This is a genomic window from Polaromonas sp. P3_A5 (assembly GCF_056403055.1).
Genome location: NZ_JBFUGF010000004.1, coordinates 1 through 16,117 on the forward strand (window position 1 = coordinate 1; position 16,117 = coordinate 16,117).

At 62.0% G+C, this 16,117-nt stretch carries 16 protein-coding genes and 3 tRNA genes; 6 read left to right on the plus strand and 13 right to left on the minus strand.

Translation table 11 applies throughout. The features are described 5' to 3' along the window. From AC1DU8_RS21145 to AC1DU8_RS21160, 4 genes are all read right to left on the minus strand, one after another. A partial coding sequence (locus AC1DU8_RS21145) for a GTP-binding protein (RefSeq protein WP_477727222.1) occupies window positions 1–252 on the minus strand: 252 nt, incomplete at its 3' end. A 91-nt stretch (window positions 253–343) separates the two neighbouring features. Further along, a tRNA-Thr gene (locus AC1DU8_RS21150) sits at window positions 344–418 on the minus strand. 64 nt (window positions 419–482) lie between these two features. Beyond that, a tRNA-Gly gene (locus AC1DU8_RS21155) sits at window positions 483–556 on the minus strand. A gap of 117 nt (window positions 557–673) precedes the next feature. Further along, window positions 674–759: transfer RNA gene (locus AC1DU8_RS21160), tRNA-Tyr, on the minus strand. A gap of 342 nt (window positions 760–1,101) precedes the next feature. Between AC1DU8_RS21160 and AC1DU8_RS21165 the strand changes: the two genes are divergently transcribed. Further along, window positions 1,102–2,217, plus strand: a complete 1,116-nt coding sequence (locus tag AC1DU8_RS21165; protein WP_457282281.1) for a patatin-like phospholipase family protein — start codon at window positions 1,102–1,104, stop codon at window positions 2,215–2,217. Between the two features lie 78 nt (window positions 2,218–2,295). Here the strand turns inward: AC1DU8_RS21165 and AC1DU8_RS21170 are convergent, their stop codons facing one another. Next, window positions 2,296–3,027, minus strand: a complete 732-nt coding sequence (locus tag AC1DU8_RS21170; protein WP_477727223.1) for a uracil-DNA glycosylase — start codon at window positions 3,025–3,027, stop codon at window positions 2,296–2,298. An 11-nt stretch (window positions 3,028–3,038) separates the two neighbouring features. Next, window positions 3,039–3,845, minus strand: coding sequence for an indole-3-glycerol phosphate synthase TrpC (gene trpC, locus AC1DU8_RS21175; RefSeq protein WP_457282283.1), 807 nt, complete (start codon window positions 3,843–3,845; stop codon window positions 3,039–3,041). Window positions 3,846–4,028: 183 nt separating this feature from the next. On the opposite strand from trpC, the gene AC1DU8_RS21180 reads away from it, so the two are divergent. The 4 genes from AC1DU8_RS21180 (at window position 4,029) to AC1DU8_RS21195 (ending at window position 9,007) form a co-directional block, all read left to right on the plus strand. Continuing rightward, window positions 4,029–4,808 (plus strand): inositol monophosphatase family protein, encoded by a 780-nt coding sequence (locus AC1DU8_RS21180; RefSeq protein WP_477666890.1) that lies wholly within the window; start codon window positions 4,029–4,031, stop codon window positions 4,806–4,808. Window positions 4,809–4,875: 67 nt separating this feature from the next. Continuing rightward, window positions 4,876–5,916, plus strand: coding sequence for an ABC transporter substrate-binding protein (locus AC1DU8_RS21185; protein WP_477666891.1), 1,041 nt, complete (start codon window positions 4,876–4,878; stop codon window positions 5,914–5,916). A gap of 52 nt (window positions 5,917–5,968) precedes the next feature. Then, window positions 5,969–7,888 (plus strand): ABC transporter permease, encoded by a 1,920-nt coding sequence (locus AC1DU8_RS21190; protein ID WP_477727224.1) that lies wholly within the window; start codon window positions 5,969–5,971, stop codon window positions 7,886–7,888. 57 nt (window positions 7,889–7,945) lie between these two features. Beyond that, a complete protein-coding gene (locus AC1DU8_RS21195; RefSeq protein WP_477702635.1) occupies window positions 7,946–9,007 on the plus strand; it encodes an ABC transporter ATP-binding protein in 1,062 nt (353 codons plus the stop codon). 33 nt (window positions 9,008–9,040) lie between these two features. Here the strand turns inward: AC1DU8_RS21195 and trpD are convergent, their stop codons facing one another. From trpD to trpE, 6 genes are read right to left on the minus strand one after another with little or no spacing between them, the layout of a single operon-like run. Beyond that, window positions 9,041–10,081 carry an anthranilate phosphoribosyltransferase gene (gene trpD / locus AC1DU8_RS21200; protein ID WP_477690182.1) on the minus strand — a complete coding sequence of 347 codons (1,041 nt, stop codon included), beginning with the start codon at window positions 10,079–10,081 and terminating at the stop codon, window positions 9,041–9,043. Window positions 10,082–10,122: 41 nt separating this feature from the next. After that, window positions 10,123–10,773 (minus strand): LysE family translocator, encoded by a 651-nt coding sequence (locus AC1DU8_RS21205; protein ID WP_457282289.1) that lies wholly within the window; start codon window positions 10,771–10,773, stop codon window positions 10,123–10,125. A 12-nt stretch (window positions 10,774–10,785) separates the two neighbouring features. Then, complete coding sequence (gene ltaE, locus AC1DU8_RS21210) at window positions 10,786–11,835, minus strand: low-specificity L-threonine aldolase (protein WP_477727225.1); 1,050 nt, start codon at window positions 11,833–11,835, stop codon at window positions 10,786–10,788. A 60-nt stretch (window positions 11,836–11,895) separates the two neighbouring features. After that, entirely contained in the window at window positions 11,896–12,477 is a 582-nt protein-coding gene (locus tag AC1DU8_RS21215) for an aminodeoxychorismate/anthranilate synthase component II (protein WP_457282291.1), read from the minus strand. A gap of 3 nt (window positions 12,478–12,480) precedes the next feature. After that, entirely contained in the window at window positions 12,481–12,801 is a 321-nt protein-coding gene (locus tag AC1DU8_RS21220) for a chorismate mutase (protein ID WP_457282292.1), read from the minus strand. Continuing rightward, window positions 12,798–14,297: an anthranilate synthase component I gene (trpE, locus tag AC1DU8_RS21225; protein ID WP_477727226.1), complete on the minus strand. Its 1,500-nt coding sequence runs from the start codon at window positions 14,295–14,297 to the stop codon at window positions 12,798–12,800. The genes AC1DU8_RS21220 and trpE overlap by 4 nt, the downstream gene beginning before the upstream one ends. A gap of 464 nt (window positions 14,298–14,761) precedes the next feature. Between trpE and AC1DU8_RS21230 the strand changes: the two genes are divergently transcribed. Next, entirely contained in the window at window positions 14,762–15,349 is a 588-nt protein-coding gene (locus AC1DU8_RS21230; protein WP_477666893.1) for a chalcone isomerase family protein, read from the plus strand. Between the two features lie 46 nt (window positions 15,350–15,395). Here AC1DU8_RS21230 and gph read toward each other — a convergent pair whose 3' ends face one another. Next, window positions 15,396–16,106, minus strand: a complete 711-nt coding sequence (gene gph / locus AC1DU8_RS21235; protein ID WP_477727227.1) for a phosphoglycolate phosphatase — start codon at window positions 16,104–16,106, stop codon at window positions 15,396–15,398. Between the last annotated feature and the right edge of the window lie 11 nt (window positions 16,107–16,117).

Sequence of the window (16,117 nt, forward strand, 5' to 3'; positions counted from 1 at the left end):
CAGTCGACAGTCGACGTGGGCGTAGTGGCGGTTGGCCGTTTCGTACTCGACGTGGGCGGTGTTGATCGTGATGCCGCGCGCTTTTTCTTCGGGCGCCGCGTCAATTTGGTCGTAGCCCTTGGCTTCGCCGCCGAACTTGGATGCCAGAACGGTCGTGATCGCCGCCGTCAGCGTCGTCTTGCCATGGTCCACGTGGCCAATCGTGCCTACGTTGACGTGCGGCTTGGTCCGCTCAAATTTGCCTTTTGCCATTTTTTCAACTCCAGAAATTTATAAAGAGTTACAAAACCAGTTACCACTACAGCCAGCAACAGCGCCTCGTACGCCACACCGACTCAAAATTTGGTGCCCTTTGCGGGAATCGGACCCGCGACCTCTCCCTTACCAAGGGAGTGCTCTACCACTGAGCCAAAAGGGCTGAACTCAAAACCACAATTGCAACCTGGCGCAAGATTCAAAAGCAGAACCATAAAGCAGCTTTATGGAGCGGGAGACGGGAATCGAACCCGCGTCATTAGCTTGGAAGGCTAGGGTTCTACCATTGAACTACTCCCGCGCAGCTCTGCCAAATTCAACTCACACCAAAATCACTTACGACCCAAAACACGCTTTACGCGACACACTTTTACGTGATTACTTTGCGCCGCCCGCTTGCCAAAATCAAAACAAAATCTGGTGGATGAGGCTGGATTCGAACCAGCGTAGGCGTTAGCCAACAGATTTACAGTCTGCCCCCTTTAGCCACTCGGGCACCCATCCTTCAAGCGAACCTCGGATTATGCCACGGTTTTATGTCGGACGAAATGCCAAGGCATGGCAAAAAGCATTAAAAAAAGCTGCCGCATGCCTCGCCAGCGCATCTCCCGACCAAACCTTCACCCCGGGATGCCCGTAGGTACCGCGGAAAGCCCCCCAAAACGCGGCATAACCCGGTCCGGCCCTAATCCCCAGACCCTGCCGCACTCCCGTGGCGGTTGCGGCCAGGCTTCGGGCATGATGTGGCAGCCTTTCATCAATGCCAGAGTGAGTCGCATGGATATTGCCGTCCCGGGCACCCTCCTGCGCCACCGGCCAACCTGGATAACGAGAGACCGTCTACGCATGAGCACTGTCACCGTACCCGCACTGCCTTCCTCCCCCGCTGAGCCGTCTTCCCTGCGCCGGGTCAATCTTGCTTTGCAGGGCGGCGGATCGCACGGTGCATTCACCTGGGGCGTGCTGGATGCCCTGCTGGCGGACGAGCGCATCGAGTTTGACGGCATCAGCGGTGCCAGCGCCGGGGCGGTCAACGCCGTAGCGCTGGCACACGGATTCGCTACCGCCCAAAAAGACAATTCCCCCGAAAAAACCAACCCGCGGGAGGCGGCACGTGCGTCGCTCAGCCGGGTCTGGCAGGGCGTTGCCGCCATGGGCAGCCTCGGCTCCATGGCTGACAGCATCAGCAAGATGCTCATTGGGGGCTGGGCCGCTAACAAAGTGAGTGCAAACTTAATGAATAGTGCAATGACACAGTGGATGTCACCCTACCAGTCTAATCCGCTGGACATCAACCCTTTGCGCAAACTGCTGGAGGCAGAAATCGACTTTCACGCCATTGCGGCCATGCACACAACCAAGGCTTTCGTATCGGCAACCCACGTCACCACCGGCCGGGCAGAAATCTTTGCCGGCAAACGCCTGACTTTGCAGGCGGTGATGGCGTCCACCTGCCTGCCCACGCTGTTTCAGGCGGTTGAAATTGACGACCAGCACTATTGGGATGGCGGGTTTTCGAGCAATCCCTCGCTGCTGCCGCTCATCAGTGATTGCAGCAGCCGCGACATCATCGTTGTCCAGATCAACCCCTTGCGGCGCCCCGAGATTCCCCACACGCCTCACGACATCGCAGACCGGGTGAACGAGCTGACCTTCAACGCCAGCCTGCTGTCCCAGATGCGGACCATCGATTTCATCAACCGCCTGCTGGCCGATGGCCGCTTGCAGGAGGGCGAGAAATACAAGAGCCTGCTGCTGCACCGCATCGACGGCGGCGAGGCGCTGGAAAGCCTGCCCTCATCCAGCAAGATGTCGGCCGATACGGCCATGATCGAAAAGCTGTTTGAAATGGGCCAGGGCGCGGCCAAGCGCTGGCTGCGCCGTCACTTTGAGGCGCTGGGCCTGCAAAGCACGGTCAATATCCGGCGCGACTACGTGGGCAGCCTTCCGGCGGAGTTTTAGCCAGCCCTCAAAATTCAAGGATTTTTGGCCTTTTAGCAAGGCAGGACGAGCGCGAACAGCTATCAAAACAATAGCAAATCAGGCCTTCGGGTGTGCGTCACGCCATTCACGCGCCTGTGAGAAATGGCCGCAGCCAATAAAGGGCAAGGGTGGCCGCATGGCCGACAGCGGCGACGGGTGGTTGGCCACCAGCACCTTGTGACGCTTCGCATCAATCAACGACCGTTTGCTCTGGGCATGTGCACCCCACAGCATGAACACCACCGGGTGGTCGCCTTCCGCCACCTGGCGGATCAGGGTATCGGTCAATACCTCCCAGCCCTTGCCGGCGTGGCTGGCCGGCAGCCCTTCCTCGACCGTCAGGCAGGTGTTGAGCAACAGCACCCCATGTGTCGCCCACTTCACCAGGCTGCCGCCGGGCACCGGAAACTGGGGCGGCGGCGTCCCGAGGTCGCGCTGCAACTCCTTGAAGATGTTGCGCAGCGAGGGCGGCAGGGCCACACCGGGTGCTACGGAAAACGCCAGCCCCTCGGCCTGGCCCAACCCATGGTACGGGTCCTGACCGAGGATGACAACACGCACTTCTTCGGGCGGCGTAAGCTCCAGCGCGCGCAACGGCTGCGGCGGAAAGATCGTCACACCTTCCTCCAGGCGGCCTCGCAGAAAACCCAACAACTTCTGGCCGGTCGGACTGCCAAAAAATGCATCGGTGGTCGGCCGCCAGCCGGGCGCCACCGGCCAGGCGGCGGGGTCAGCAGTGGTAAGCCGGTTGGGCAAAGGCGCCTTCATGGCGTCAAGCAGCTGGTTCATGGCTTTACAGCCTATCTTTTACCGAACAATTGAGCCAGTGCAAGGCCGGGTTCTTCCGCGCGCATGAAGGCCTCGCCGACCAGGAATGCATTCACACCTGCCTGACGCATGCGCTGCACGTCCGCCGGCGTGGCAATGCCCGACTCGGTAATCAGCAGGCGGTCCGCCGGCACCCTGGCCAGCATGCCCAGCGTGGTGTCCAGCGAGACCTCGAAAGTTTTGAGGTTGCGGTTGTTGATGCCGATCAGCGGCGTCTTGAGCTTGAGCGCACGCTCCAGTTCGGCTTCGTCGTGTACCTCGACCAGCACCGCCATGTCCAGCGACATCGCCAGCGCTTCGAGCGATTGCATCTGCGCGTCGTCCAGGCAGGCAGCAATCAGCAAAATGCAGTCAGCGCCCATGACGCGCGCTTCATACACCTGGTAAGGATCCACCATGAAGTCCTTGCGCAGCACCGGCAGGCTGCAGGAGGCCCGCGCCTGCTTCAGGTAATCAATGCTGCCCTGGAAGAACTGCTTGTCGGTCAGCACCGAAAGGCAGGCCGCGCTGATCTCGCCGTCACCTTCGGCATAGCTTTGCGCGATGTCGGCTGGAATGAAGTCGGCGCGCAGCACGCCTTTGGACGGGCTGGCCTTCTTGATTTCGGCAATCACCGCGGGCTGACCCGCTGCGATCTTGGCGCGCAGCGCACCCACAAAGTCACGCGTCAGGACACGCGATTCGGCATCTTCGCGCATCACGTCCAGCGGTTTGCGGCGGATGGCATCGGCAATTTCTTGACGCTTGACGGCAATGATTTGGTTCAGGATATCGGACATGCCCCGATTTTGGCAGATGCGGCCGGGCGACTCGCAGGGCCAGGTTTCGCGGCGTCTTAGCGCAAACCCGCTACAGCCGGATACGCCCCGGCACTAACATTTCGTTTTACCCGCTTTGGGTGCCACGCCTGACCCGGCTCGCACACAAGGCGACCTCCATCGGATATCCCCTACACCCTTCCCATGACCGCACTCACTGACGCCATTGAAGAAATTGTCCGTTCGGCCGGCGCCATGATGCGCGACGCCTTCAACGCGCCAGACAAGCCCGCCTACTCGCTCAAGGGCCGGCAGGACTACCTGACCGTCACCGACGGTGCGGTAGAACAGTATGTGCGCGCGGAGATCGAACGGCGCTTTCCGGGAGACGCCGTGCTGGGGGAGGAAGCAGGAGGAGAAACCGGCGGCACAGCTCGCCTCTGGATTGTCGACCCGGTGGATGGAACGGCGAATTTCGCCCGGGCCATCCCGCATTTCTGCATCTCCCTGGGCCTGATGGTCAACGGCGAGCTCGAAGCCGGCGCCATCTATGAGCCCATGCACGACGAGCTCTTCATCGCGCAAAACGGCCATGGCGCATGGTGCAACGGCGTTCGGCTTCAGGTCAGCGAGCTGGCCGAGCTGGCCGCCTCCACGGTCGAAATTGGCTGGTCTTCGCGCCTGTCGCCAGACCCCTACCTCGCGCTGGTCAGCCAGTGCATGCATGCGGGCTGTTCGGTGCGCCGCGCGGGTTCCGGCGCGCTGGGGCTGGCCTATGTGGCCGCCGGGCGCTGCGAAGCCTACGCCGAAGCGCATATCAATTCATGGGACGTCGCGGCTGGCCTGCTGCTGGTGCGCGAGGCAGGCGGCCGCGTTAACGATTTCTGGGCCGAAGGCGGACTGACCCAAGGTAGCGCGGTGCTGGCCACCAACGCCAGGCTGGCCTCCGAACTAAGCGTTTTAACGGGTATACCGCTGCGCTGACGGCTGCTAAGGTGGCCTCAACGCCGCACCCCCAGGCGCTATTGACGACATAAAGAAGGAGACATAGATGAGACAGTTCACATTCAAATCACTCGTTCCGGGATTGCTTCTGGCGGCCATGGCGTGCGCGATATCGCCTTCGGTCCGCGCAGCCGAAGAACTGGTGGTTTACTGCAACGTCCAGGAAGAATGGTGCCGGCCCATGGTGACCGCCTTCGAAAAGGCCACCGGCATCAAGGTGTCAATGACACGCAAGAGCTCGGGCGAAACTTATGCCCAGATCAAGGCCGAGGCAGCCAACCCGCGCGGTGACGTGTGGTGGGGTGGCACGGGCGACCCTCATCTTCAGGCCGCTGAAGAAGGTCTGACCGAGCCCTACAAATCGCCCAAACTGGCCGACCTGCACCCTTGGGCAGTACGGCAAGCCGAGGCCTCCAAGTACCGCACGGTCGGCGTTTATGCCGGCGCCCTGGGGTTCAGCTTCAATACCGTCGAGCTGGCCAAACGCAAATTGCCCGAACCCAAATGCTGGGCAGATCTCATCAAGCCGGAGTTCAAGGGGGAAGTCCAGGTCGCCAACCCCAACTCCTCGGGCACTTCCTACACGCTGCTCGCCACACTCGTGCAGATCATGGGAGAAGACAAGGCGTTCGACTACCTGAAGGCCCTTCATCGCAACATCAACCAATACACCAAGTCGGGCGCTGCGCCGGCCCGTGCGGCAGCCACCGGCGAAAGCATGATCGGCATCACCTTCCTGCACGACGCCGTCACGCACGCCGTGGCAGGCGCGCCCCTGAAGGTGGTCGCACCGTGCGAGGGTACGGGCTACGAGATCGGCAGCATGAGCATCATCAAGGGTGCCAAAAATCTGGCCAACGCCAAAAAATGGTACGACTGGGCCCTGACACCTGAAGCGCAGGACATTGCCACGGTCGCGCATTCGTACCAGAACCCCTCCAATAAAAAAGCATCCTTGCCGCCGCAGGCGCCCAAGCTGGCCGACGTCAAACTGATCGACTACAACTTCGCCAAGTACGGCGCTTCGGCCGAACGCTCGCGCCTGCTGGGCAAATGGGACAAGGACATCGGGGCACTGCCCAAGTGAGCGCTGAGCACATCCCGCAATTCCATTGCTCACTGATGAATCACGTCGCACCTTGACTACACCCATTGCAGTGATGGCAGCCGCCCCACGCGTGCGGGCTGATCCGCTGAGCTGGCTGCTGGCAGCACTGGGCATTGCAGCGGGCGTGCTGCTGATGCCGTGGACCCAGAGCTCAGCTTATGTTGCCGGCGGGTGCGTGCTGGCCGCCGTCGCAAGCCTACTGGCAACACGCGCCGGCGCTTTCAAGAGTGATGCCGCCATTTCCGGCATTGTCTGCATCCTGTCCCTGCTGCTGGCCATTTTTGTCATCTACCCAATCGGGCGCATGCTGCTGGCGGCTTTTGTGGACGAGCGGGGGAACTGGCTGATCCAGACTGCCGCCGCCCGGTTTTTCAGCGAGGACATCTGGGGCGCGGGTTGCATCGCCGGCAACGTCCGTTGCGGCGTGGCCATCAACTCCATCGTGCTGGCCACCCTTGCAGGCATCGGAAGCACGCTTTTCGGTTTTGCGCTGGCCCTGCTGGCCGAGCGCGGCGGTCAGCGTTTTCGCGGCAGCCTGCGCGTGCTGTCCATCCTGCCGGTGGTCACGCCGCCTTTCGTCATCGGCCTGGCCATCATCATTCTCTTCGGCCGCACCGGCATGGTGACGCAGCTGATGAGCGACTGGTTCGGCATTGCAAGGTCGCGCTGGATCTACGGCCTGCCGGGCGTACTGCTGGCGCAGGTGATTTGCTTTACGCCTTTGGCCTTCCTGCTGATCAGCGGCGCCTTGCGATTGGTCAGCCCGACGCTGGAAGAAGCCGGCCAGGTGCTGAGGGGTTCGCCGTGGCATGTATTTCGCACCGTGACCTGGCCCCTGGTGCGCCCCGCCATTGCCAATGCCTTCCTGCTGGGCTTTGTGGAAAGCCTGGCGGACTTTGCCAACCCGTTGGTGCTCTCCGGAAATTTCGAGGTGCTGTCGACGAAGATTTTCTTCGCCATCGCCGGGGCGCAGCACGACGCTTCGCGCGCCGCCATCCTCGCCGTCACCCTGCTGCTGCTGACGGTCGGCATCTTTGCACTGCAGCAGCGCTGGATCGGCAAAGCTTCCTATACATCCGTGAGCGGAAAAGGCGATAGCGGCCTGCCCGCCGCACTGCCCACCGGCGTCAAGTGGGGGGCGCTGGCGCTGGTTCTGCCCTGGGTCGCGCTGACCGTGCTGTCATACGGCATCATCCTGATCGGCGGCGTGGTCAAGGACATCGGAAGGTTTGACCTGACGCCCTCGCTGCAGCACTTTCAGACCGGGTTTGGGCTGAGTTGGGGCGCCGGGGGCCTGGTGTTTTCGGGCTCGGCGTGGAACAGCCTGTTCACCACGCTCGGCGTTGCCGCTGTTGCCGCACCCCTGACCACCGCGCTGGGCCTGCTGGGAGGTTATGTCGTGAGCCGACATGCATTCAAGGGTCGGCGGGCCTTCGAGTTCCTGACCATGGTGAACTTCGCCGTGCCGGGCACCGTCATCGGCGTGGCCTATATCGTCGCCTTCAACGTGCCGCCCCTTGAATTCACCGGCACCTTCGCCATCATCGTGCTGTGCCTGGTGTTTCGCAACATGCCGGTGGGCGTGAGGGCCACGGTATCAGCCCTGTCGCAGCTTGACCGGTCGCTGGACGAAGCATCCGCCACATTGCGCGCCAGCACATCACGCACGTTCGCGCGGGTCATCCTGCCGCTCTTGCGCCCGGCCATCATTGCCAGCCTGGTGTTCAGTTTTACGCATGCCATCACAGCCGTCAGCGCGGTGATTTTCCTGGCGACCGCCCAGCACAACCTTGCGACGGTTTACATCGCGGGCCGTGTCGAAGTCGGCGAATACGCATTGGCCATTGCCTATTCGTCCGTGCTCATCGTGATCATGCTGGCCTGTGTCCTGCTGATCCAGCGCTTCATTGGCAATGCGGAGCTGGGGCGGCGCGCGGTGTCGACCGCTTGAGCCTCTGCGCCATCGTCACATCTTTTTCGTTTCACTTATTTTTTAACAGGCCCTGCCATGACCCCGTCCCCCGCCGCTGTGGAGTTTCAAGGCGTCGTCAAGCGTTTCGGCAAGGTGGTTGCGCTGCATCCGCTTGATCTCACCATCGACAAGGCAGAGCTGGTGACCTTGCTGGGGCCTTCCGGCTGCGGCAAGACAACACTGCTGCGGCTGATCGCCGGCCTGGAGCTACCTTCCGAGGGCGTGATCCGCATCGATGGACGGGACGTGACCGGCAGGTCGGCCAATCAACGCGACGTGAGCCTGGTTTTCCAGTCCTACGCGTTATTCCCGCACATGAGTGCGCTGGAGAACGTGTGTTACGGCCTGCTCGCATCCGGCATGAAGAAACCGCAGGCCGTGGCGTTGGCAAAAGCCAAGATGGATCTGCTCGGCATTGCCGACTACGCCGACCGGCTCTCGTCGGAGCTGTCCGGCGGGCAGCAGCAACGTGTGGCAGTGGCACGGTCACTGGTGCTGGAGCCGGCCGTGCTGATGTTTGACGAGCCCTTGTCGAACCTGGATGCCAAGCTGCGCCGCAAGGTGCGCCAGGACATCCGCGACCTTCAGCAGAACCTCAAGCTCACCGTGGTCTACGTGACGCACGACCAGGAAGAAGCGCTGGCGGTGTCGGACCGCATTGTGGTCATGCAAAAGGGACGCATTGCAACGATGGGCGCGCCGCGCGATTTGTACGAAGCGCCCGTCTCAAGTTTTGTGGCTGACTTCATCGGCGACGCCAACCTGATCAACGGCGAACTGGTCACACTGCAGGGCCAGCATTTCTTCCGCGCCGACCAGGTTGATGTGCGGGTGGTGCCGCCGCCAGGCATGCCGGACGGCGCTGTGGCGCTGGCCATACGCCCACACCGCATCCGTATCGGCGAACTGGAAGCAAGCACGCTGACAGGAAAAGTCCTGCGGCAGGCTTATCTGGGTAGCCGGATCGAAAGCGTGGTGCTCACGCCGCTGGGTGAATTGCTGGTGTTCAGTGACGCCCTGCTGAGCGTGGCCGAACCAGGCAGCACGGTCGGCCTGCATTTCGCCGCAACCGACGCGCGCGTGACCGCACGGGAATAGATAGCTGCGCAGCCATGCGCCGCCGGCAAGCTGTCAGGCGAGCTTCTTGCTGTGGCTGACCAGCTGATCGAGCTTGGCTCTGGCCGCGCCCGACTCCAGCGCCGCACGCGCCAGTACGATGCCAGCCTTCATGGAGTCGGCCACATTGGCGGCATACAGCGCCGCCCCGGCGTTCAGGACCACGATGTCGCGCGCCGCGCCCGGCTGGTTGTCCAGCACGCCCAGCAGCATGGCCTTGGACTGCTCGGGGGTGTCTACGCGCAATGCGCGGTTGCTGGCCATGGGCATGTCGAAGTCTTCGGGGTGGATTTCGTACTCGGTGATTTCACCGTTCTTGAGCTCGCCAACCACGGTGGCCGCGCCCAGGCTGACCTCGTCCATGCCGTCCTTGCCGTAGACCACCAGCGCGTGCTCGGCGCCCAGGCGCTGCAAAGCGCGAACCTGGATACCGACCAGGTCCGAATGGAACACGCCCATCAGGATGTTGGGCGCGCTGGCCGGGTTGGTCAGGGGGCCCAGGATGTTGAAGATGGTGCGCACGCCGAGTTCCTTGCGGATGGGCGCAACGTTCTTCATGGCCGGATGGTGGTTGGGCGCAAACATGAAGCCCACACCGACCTCGTCGATGCATTTCGCAATGGCTTCGGGCGACAGGCCGATATGGATGCCCAACGACTCGATCACATCAGCGCTGCCCGACTTGCTGCTGACGCTGCGCCCGCCGTGCTTGCTGACCTTGGCGCCAGCCGCCGCCGCGACGAACATGGAGCAGGTCGAGATGTTGAAGGTGTGCGAGCCATCGCCGCCGGTGCCTACGATATCGACCAGATGCGTCTTGTCGGCCACATTGACTTTCGTCGAAAACTCGCGCATCACCTGCGCGGCGGCCGTGATCTCGCCGATGGTTTCCTTCTTGACGCGCAAGCCGGTGATGAGCGCGGCCATCATCACGGGCGACATCTCACCGCTCATGATCAGCCGCATGATGTGCAGCATTTCGTCGTGGAAGATTTCGCGGTGTTCGATGGTGCGCTGCAGGGCTTCCTGCGGAGTGATCTTGTGGGTGTTGGGCATGGCGTGTCTCGTTTCTTTATTCTGGGCTGGAAGAAAATGACTCAGCTCGCTGGATGGTCGGTCAAGGCGAGCTTGAGGCCGAAGGCAATGAACATGGCACCGGCTGCACGGTCCAGCCAGTGCATCCCGCGCTGCACGGCATCGCGCCGGGCCATCCAGGCCGCGGCCAGGGCCCAGCCCGAATTGACCGGAATGGCGTTCAGGTTGAACAGCACCCCCAACAAAACAAAGGCCAGGGCCTTGTTGTCGGTGCCGGGGGCGATGAACTGCGGCACGAAGGCCAGGAAAAAAATCGCCACCTTGGGGTTCAGCACGTTGGTCCAGAAGCCGCCCATGAACACCGCTTTCAGGCGCCGCTCCGGCTGGGCGGCAGCCGCCGCGGCGAGGTCGGTGGTGGCCTGCGGTGCCCTGGAAAACAAAATTTTCGCACCTATCCACAGCAGGTACGCCGCGCCTATCCACTTGAGCACGGTGAATGCCGTGGCCGAAGTGGCAAGCAAGGCACCGACGCCCACGGCCGCCGCGAAGATGTGGACGAAGCAGCCAGCCGTGATGCCGAGGCCGGCAACAATGCCGGCGCGCGCGCCCGAGCGCAGTGAATTGGTCACGATGTAAAGCACATCAGGGCCCGGCGTCAGGTTCAGCAGCCAGCCAGCCGCGATGAAAAGCAACAGGTGTTGAAAGTCAGGCATGGCTAAGTCCTTTCAGTTAAAAAACTGCCGGATGGCAGCGATGGCACGGTCCACGCCGGCAGTGTCCACGTCCAGATGGGTGACAAAACGCAGGCGGTACAGCCCCGTGGCCTCAATGCCCTGGCCGGCCAGGTGCTTGAGCAAGGCAGCGGACCGGTCCCGCGCCGCGCCGGTCAGGTCGACAAACACAATGTTGGTCTGTGGTGCCTCTACCTGCAGGCCGTCAATGCCCGTCAGGCCGTCGGCCAGGTATTTGGCCAGGGCGTGGTCTTGCGCGAGACGTCCGACATGGTGGTCCAGTGCATGCGACGCTGCTGCAGCCAGCATGCCCGCCTGCCGCATGCCGCCGCCGGCCATCTTGCGGATGCGGTGCGCCCGCGCGATGAATTCGCGCGAGCCGCACAGGGCCGAACCTACCGGCGCGCCCAGGCCTTTGCTGAAGCAAACCGATACGCTGTCAAAACAATCCGCAATGCGGCGCGCCTCCGCCAGCGGGTTGCTGCCCGTTTGCGCAGCCTGCGCCACAGCGGCGTTAAAGAGCCGCGCACCGTCCAGGTGGCGGGCCAGGCCGTGATTCTTCGCGAGCACGGTCGCCTGCTGCACATACGCAAACGGCAGCAGCTTGCCGCCCAGGGTGTTCTCGAGCGCCAGCATCCGGGTGCGCGCGAAGTGCGCGTCGTCGGGCTTGATCGCTGCCTCGATCTCGGCAAGCGCCAGCGTGCCATCAGTGTGGTGGTTCAGCGGCTGCGGCTGCACGCTGCCGAACACCGCCGCGCCGCCGCCTTCCCAGCGGTAGCAGTGCGCCATCTGGCCGACGATGTATTCGTCACCGCGCTGGCAGTGGGAGAGGATCGCGCAAAGATTGCTCTGCGTCCCGGTGGGCACGAAGAGCGCGGCCTCAAAGCCCAGCAATCCGGCAATCTTTTCCTGCAGCGCATTGACGGCCGGGTCGTCGCCGAAAACGTCGTCACCCAGCGGTGCAGCCAGCATGGCCTCACGCATGGCGGCCGTGGGCCGGGTGACGGTATCGCTGCGCAGGTCAACGACTCTTTTATCAGTCATTTTTGCCCCCAGGGCAATATGAATAAGCGCGACCAGCTATCAAAGTAATAGCATCTTGGGTCATGCCGTCTGCTCCAGGAAGTTTTTCAGCATGGCGTGCCCGTGCTCGGTGAGGATGGATTCCGGATGGAACTGCACACCCTGGATCGGCAACTCCGTGTGGCGCACACCCATGATCTCGCCATCGTCGGTTCGCGCCGTGACGGCCAGTACGTCGGGACACGATTCTTTTTCGATCGCCAGCGAGTGGTAGCGGTTCACCACAAACTGCTCAGGCAACCCGGCGAACACGCCCTGCTGTGTGGTGGTGATGACACTGGTCTTGCCGTGCATGAGCTGCTGGGCGCGCACGATCTTGCCGCCAAAAGCGGCGCCTATGGCCTGGTGGCCCAGGCAGACGCCCAGAATCGGCAGCTTGCCGGCGAAATGCTGGATCGCCGCCACCGAAATACCGGCCTCGGCCGGTGAGCACGGACCGGGCGACACCACCAGCACGTCAGGAGCGCGCGCGGCGATTTCGGCCACCGTGATCTCGTCATTGCGAAACACTTCGACTTCGGCACCGAGCTCGCCAAAATACTGGACGATGTTATAGGTGAAGCTGTCGTAGTTGTCGATCATCAGGAGTTTGGTGCGCTTCATGGTTCAGTCTCCCTGGCGCAGGCGTGTGAACTCGCCGCGCTCAAAATCAATGGATGCGGCAATCATGGCGCGGTAGGTCGCTTCCATGATGGCCTCGGGGGCGCCGGCCGCACGGGCCTGTGCACGCACACGATCAACGATGAACTCGATGCGTGCGTTGTCGACAATCTGGCTGGCGCTTTGCTTGATGCGCGCGGCCTGCGCCACATAAGCGCTGCGCTCGGCGATCAGCGGCGCGATGCGGTCGTCCAGCGCATCGATGTGGCGGCGCACATCGGCCATGGTGTCGCAATGCTCAATGACGGGATGGGACAGCGTGCTCATTCCAGGCCCTCCTCCACCAGCTCGGACGCCCGCAGCAGCGCGCGCGCCTTGGCTTCGGTTTCCATCCATTCGAGTTCGGCCACGGAATCGGCCACCACACCGGCAGCCGCCTGCACATACAGCGTCTGGTCCTTGATGATGCCCGTGCGGATGGCGATCGCCACATCCATGTCGCCGGCATAGCTGAGGTAGCCGCAGGCGCCGCCGTAGAGGCCCCGCTTGGTCGGCTCGAGCTGGTCGATCAGCTCCATGGCATGGACCTTGGGCGCGCCGGTGAGCGTGCCCGCCGGGAAGGTGGCCTTGAGCACGTCCATGCTCGACATGCCGTCCAGCAGCGTGCCCTCGACATTGCTGACGATGTGCATCACGTGGCTGTAGCGCTCGACCGCGAAGGCTTCGGTGACCTTCACTGTGCCGGTTTTGGCGATGCGGCCGATGTCGTTGCGGGCGAGGTCGATCAACATCACGTGTTCAGCGCGCTCTTTGGGGTCGTTCACCAGTTCGTGTTCCACGGCCTTGTCGGCCTCAGGCGAAGAGGCACGGGGCCGCGTGCCGGCCAGCGGCCTGATCGTGATCTTCTGCCCCTCATCGACCTTTTCCTGCCTGACCAGAATTTCAGGAGACGCCCCCACCACGTGGAAGTCGCCGAAATGGTAGTAATACATGTAGGGCGAGGGGTTCAATGAACGCAGCGCGCGATACAGGCTCAGCGGGGACTCGGTGTAACGCTTCTTGATGCGCTGGCCGACCTGCACCTGCATGAAGTCGCCGGCTTCGATCAACCGCTTCGCGCGTTCCACGGCGGCGATGTAGTCTGCCTTGGCAAAGTCACGCTCAGCGGGATAACTCTGCGACGGTTTCACCACCGGCGCGCTGACGGAATACTTCAGCTGGTCCTTGAGTTCGCGCAGGCGTTTTTTGGCATTCGCGTAGGCCTCCGGCCGCGCCGGGTCGGCATAAACAATCAGGTAAAGCTTGCCCGACAGGTTGTCGATCACGGCGAGCTCTTCACACTGCAGCAACAGGATGTCGGGGCAGCCCAGTGTGTCGGGCGGGCAGGAGGCTTCGAGTTTCTTTTCGACGTAACGCACGGTGTCGTAGCCGAAGTACCCCGCCAGGCCGCCGCAAAAGCGCGGCAGGCCGGGCCGCAGGGCGACCTTGAAACGCTTTTGGTAGTCGCTGATGAAGTCCAGCGGATTGGCTTTGGAGGTTTCCACAACCTTGCCGTCCGTCACCACTTCGGTCAGGGTATCTGGCCCAAAACCGGATGCCCGCACCAGCGTGCGCGCGGGAAGGCCGATAAAACTGTAGCGGCCGAACCGCTCGCCCCCCACTACCGATTCCAGCAGGAAGCTGAACTTGCCGCCGTCTCTGGAATGCGCAAGCTTGAGATAAAGGGAAAGAGGTGTTTCGAGGTCGGCAAACGCCTCGACCATCAAGGGAATGCGGTTGTAGCCCTGGCTGGCCAGGCTTTTAAATTCGAGTTCTGTGATCACGGATGAGTCCTTCGCAAGGAGGCAACGCGCTCAAAGGCGTAGCCACCTGTCATTCAAAATACCCCGAAGCATGGGGCCGGGATGCTCCGGCAGGGCCGGAGCGCATCAAGGGGGGTGTCGCAAAAACCGCGGCAGATACACGGGCAAGTGGCAGTGTGCCAGCCCGCGTGCGCCTCAGGCGTGCGAGAAATGACAGGTACGCCAGGGCCAGGCTCCCCGGTCGCCACAACCTGTCTGAATGATGCGATGAATGAACATGAGAGGCAAAGTGTAGCAAAGACAGCGGTAACCCGGCCCGTCCGTGCCCTGATAAAGCGCCATTTAAAAGCGTTATTGGCGCCAATACTACGGACTGGTACTAATGCTTATCTCGCAAACCCTCTTGCGACAGGCCCTCCTTGGCCTTCAAAATGAGACATAAAAAAAGAACGCTCGTTCTATTTCAACACCCTTGGAGACAACTCATGACTTTGACAACGCGATGCCTTGCGGGCCTGGCCGGCTTGATGCTTTCACTGGGCACCCTCGCCGCACCGATGGAGGTTTCGGGCGTCAAACTCGACGACCCGGTGGAGGTCCACGGCACCAAGCTGCAGCTCAATGGCGCCGGCATTCGCTACAAGGCGGTGTTCAAGGTCTATGTGGCCGCGATGTACCTGCCGAAAAAAGCCGCCACCCCCGAAGAGGTCTACGCCATGCCCGGCCCCAAGCGCATCAGCATCACCCTGCTGCGCGACATTGACTCCAATGAGCTGGGCAAAGGCTTTACCACCGCCTTCACAGAGAACACCCCAAAAGGCGAAATGTCCAAGCTGATCCCCGGCCTCATCAGGATGGGCCAGCTCTTTGCCGACCAGAAAAAGCTGGTAGCCGGCGAAGGCTTCACCATCGACTGGATTCCCGGCACCGGCACCGTGATCTCCGTCAAAGGCAAACCACAAGGCGAGCCCTTCAAGGAGCTTGAATTCTTCAACGCCCTCGTTCGCATCTGGCTGGGCCCACAACCGGCTGACTGGAAACTCAGGGACGCCATGCTGGGCAAGCCTGCCTGAAGCACCGGGCGCAAACCACACCATCAACGGGGCGCAAGCCCCGTTGTCATTTCTGAAACCGCAGCTCCGCCAGCGAGTCAATAAAGCCATCGACGTCCACAGTGCGGACCGGCTCGCCATGGTTATACCCATACGTCACCAGCAACACCGGACAGCCTGCGGCCCGGGCGGCCCGGGCATCGTTGCTGGAGTCGCCAATCATCAGCGTGCGGGCAGGCGAAGTACCGAGGCTCTCGCAGGTTTTCAGCAAGGGCAACGGGTCGGGCTTTTTCCGCTCGAATGAATCCCCGCCAAACACCTCCGCAAAAAAACCGTCGAGGCCTTTGAGCTTGAGCAGCTCACGGGCAAACGCCAGGGGTTTGTTGGTCAGGCAGGCAAGCGGCAATCCCGCCCGCTGCAACACATGCAAGCCCTCCAGGACACCCGGATAAACCGTGGAGTGCCAGCCATTGATGCGGGTGTAGTGCCGCTGGTAAGCGACGTAGGCCGCATCGTAAAGCGCTATTAAATCGATAGCTGTCAGCGCAATACCCATCTTCTCCTGGACATATTTCAGCGTGGTCTTGACGAGATGCTCCGAGCCTTTTCCAACCATGCGCTCCACTGCTGCAGCATCAAGCCCGAACGCCGGCGGGTGGCCCGGCAGCATTTCGGCCAGCATCAGGTTGAGGGCAGCCACAAAGTCGCCAAGGGTATCGACCATGGTGCCATCCAGGTCGATGATGGCAGCGTCAAAACGGTCGTTGTCAAAAATCATTAAGGTTCAAT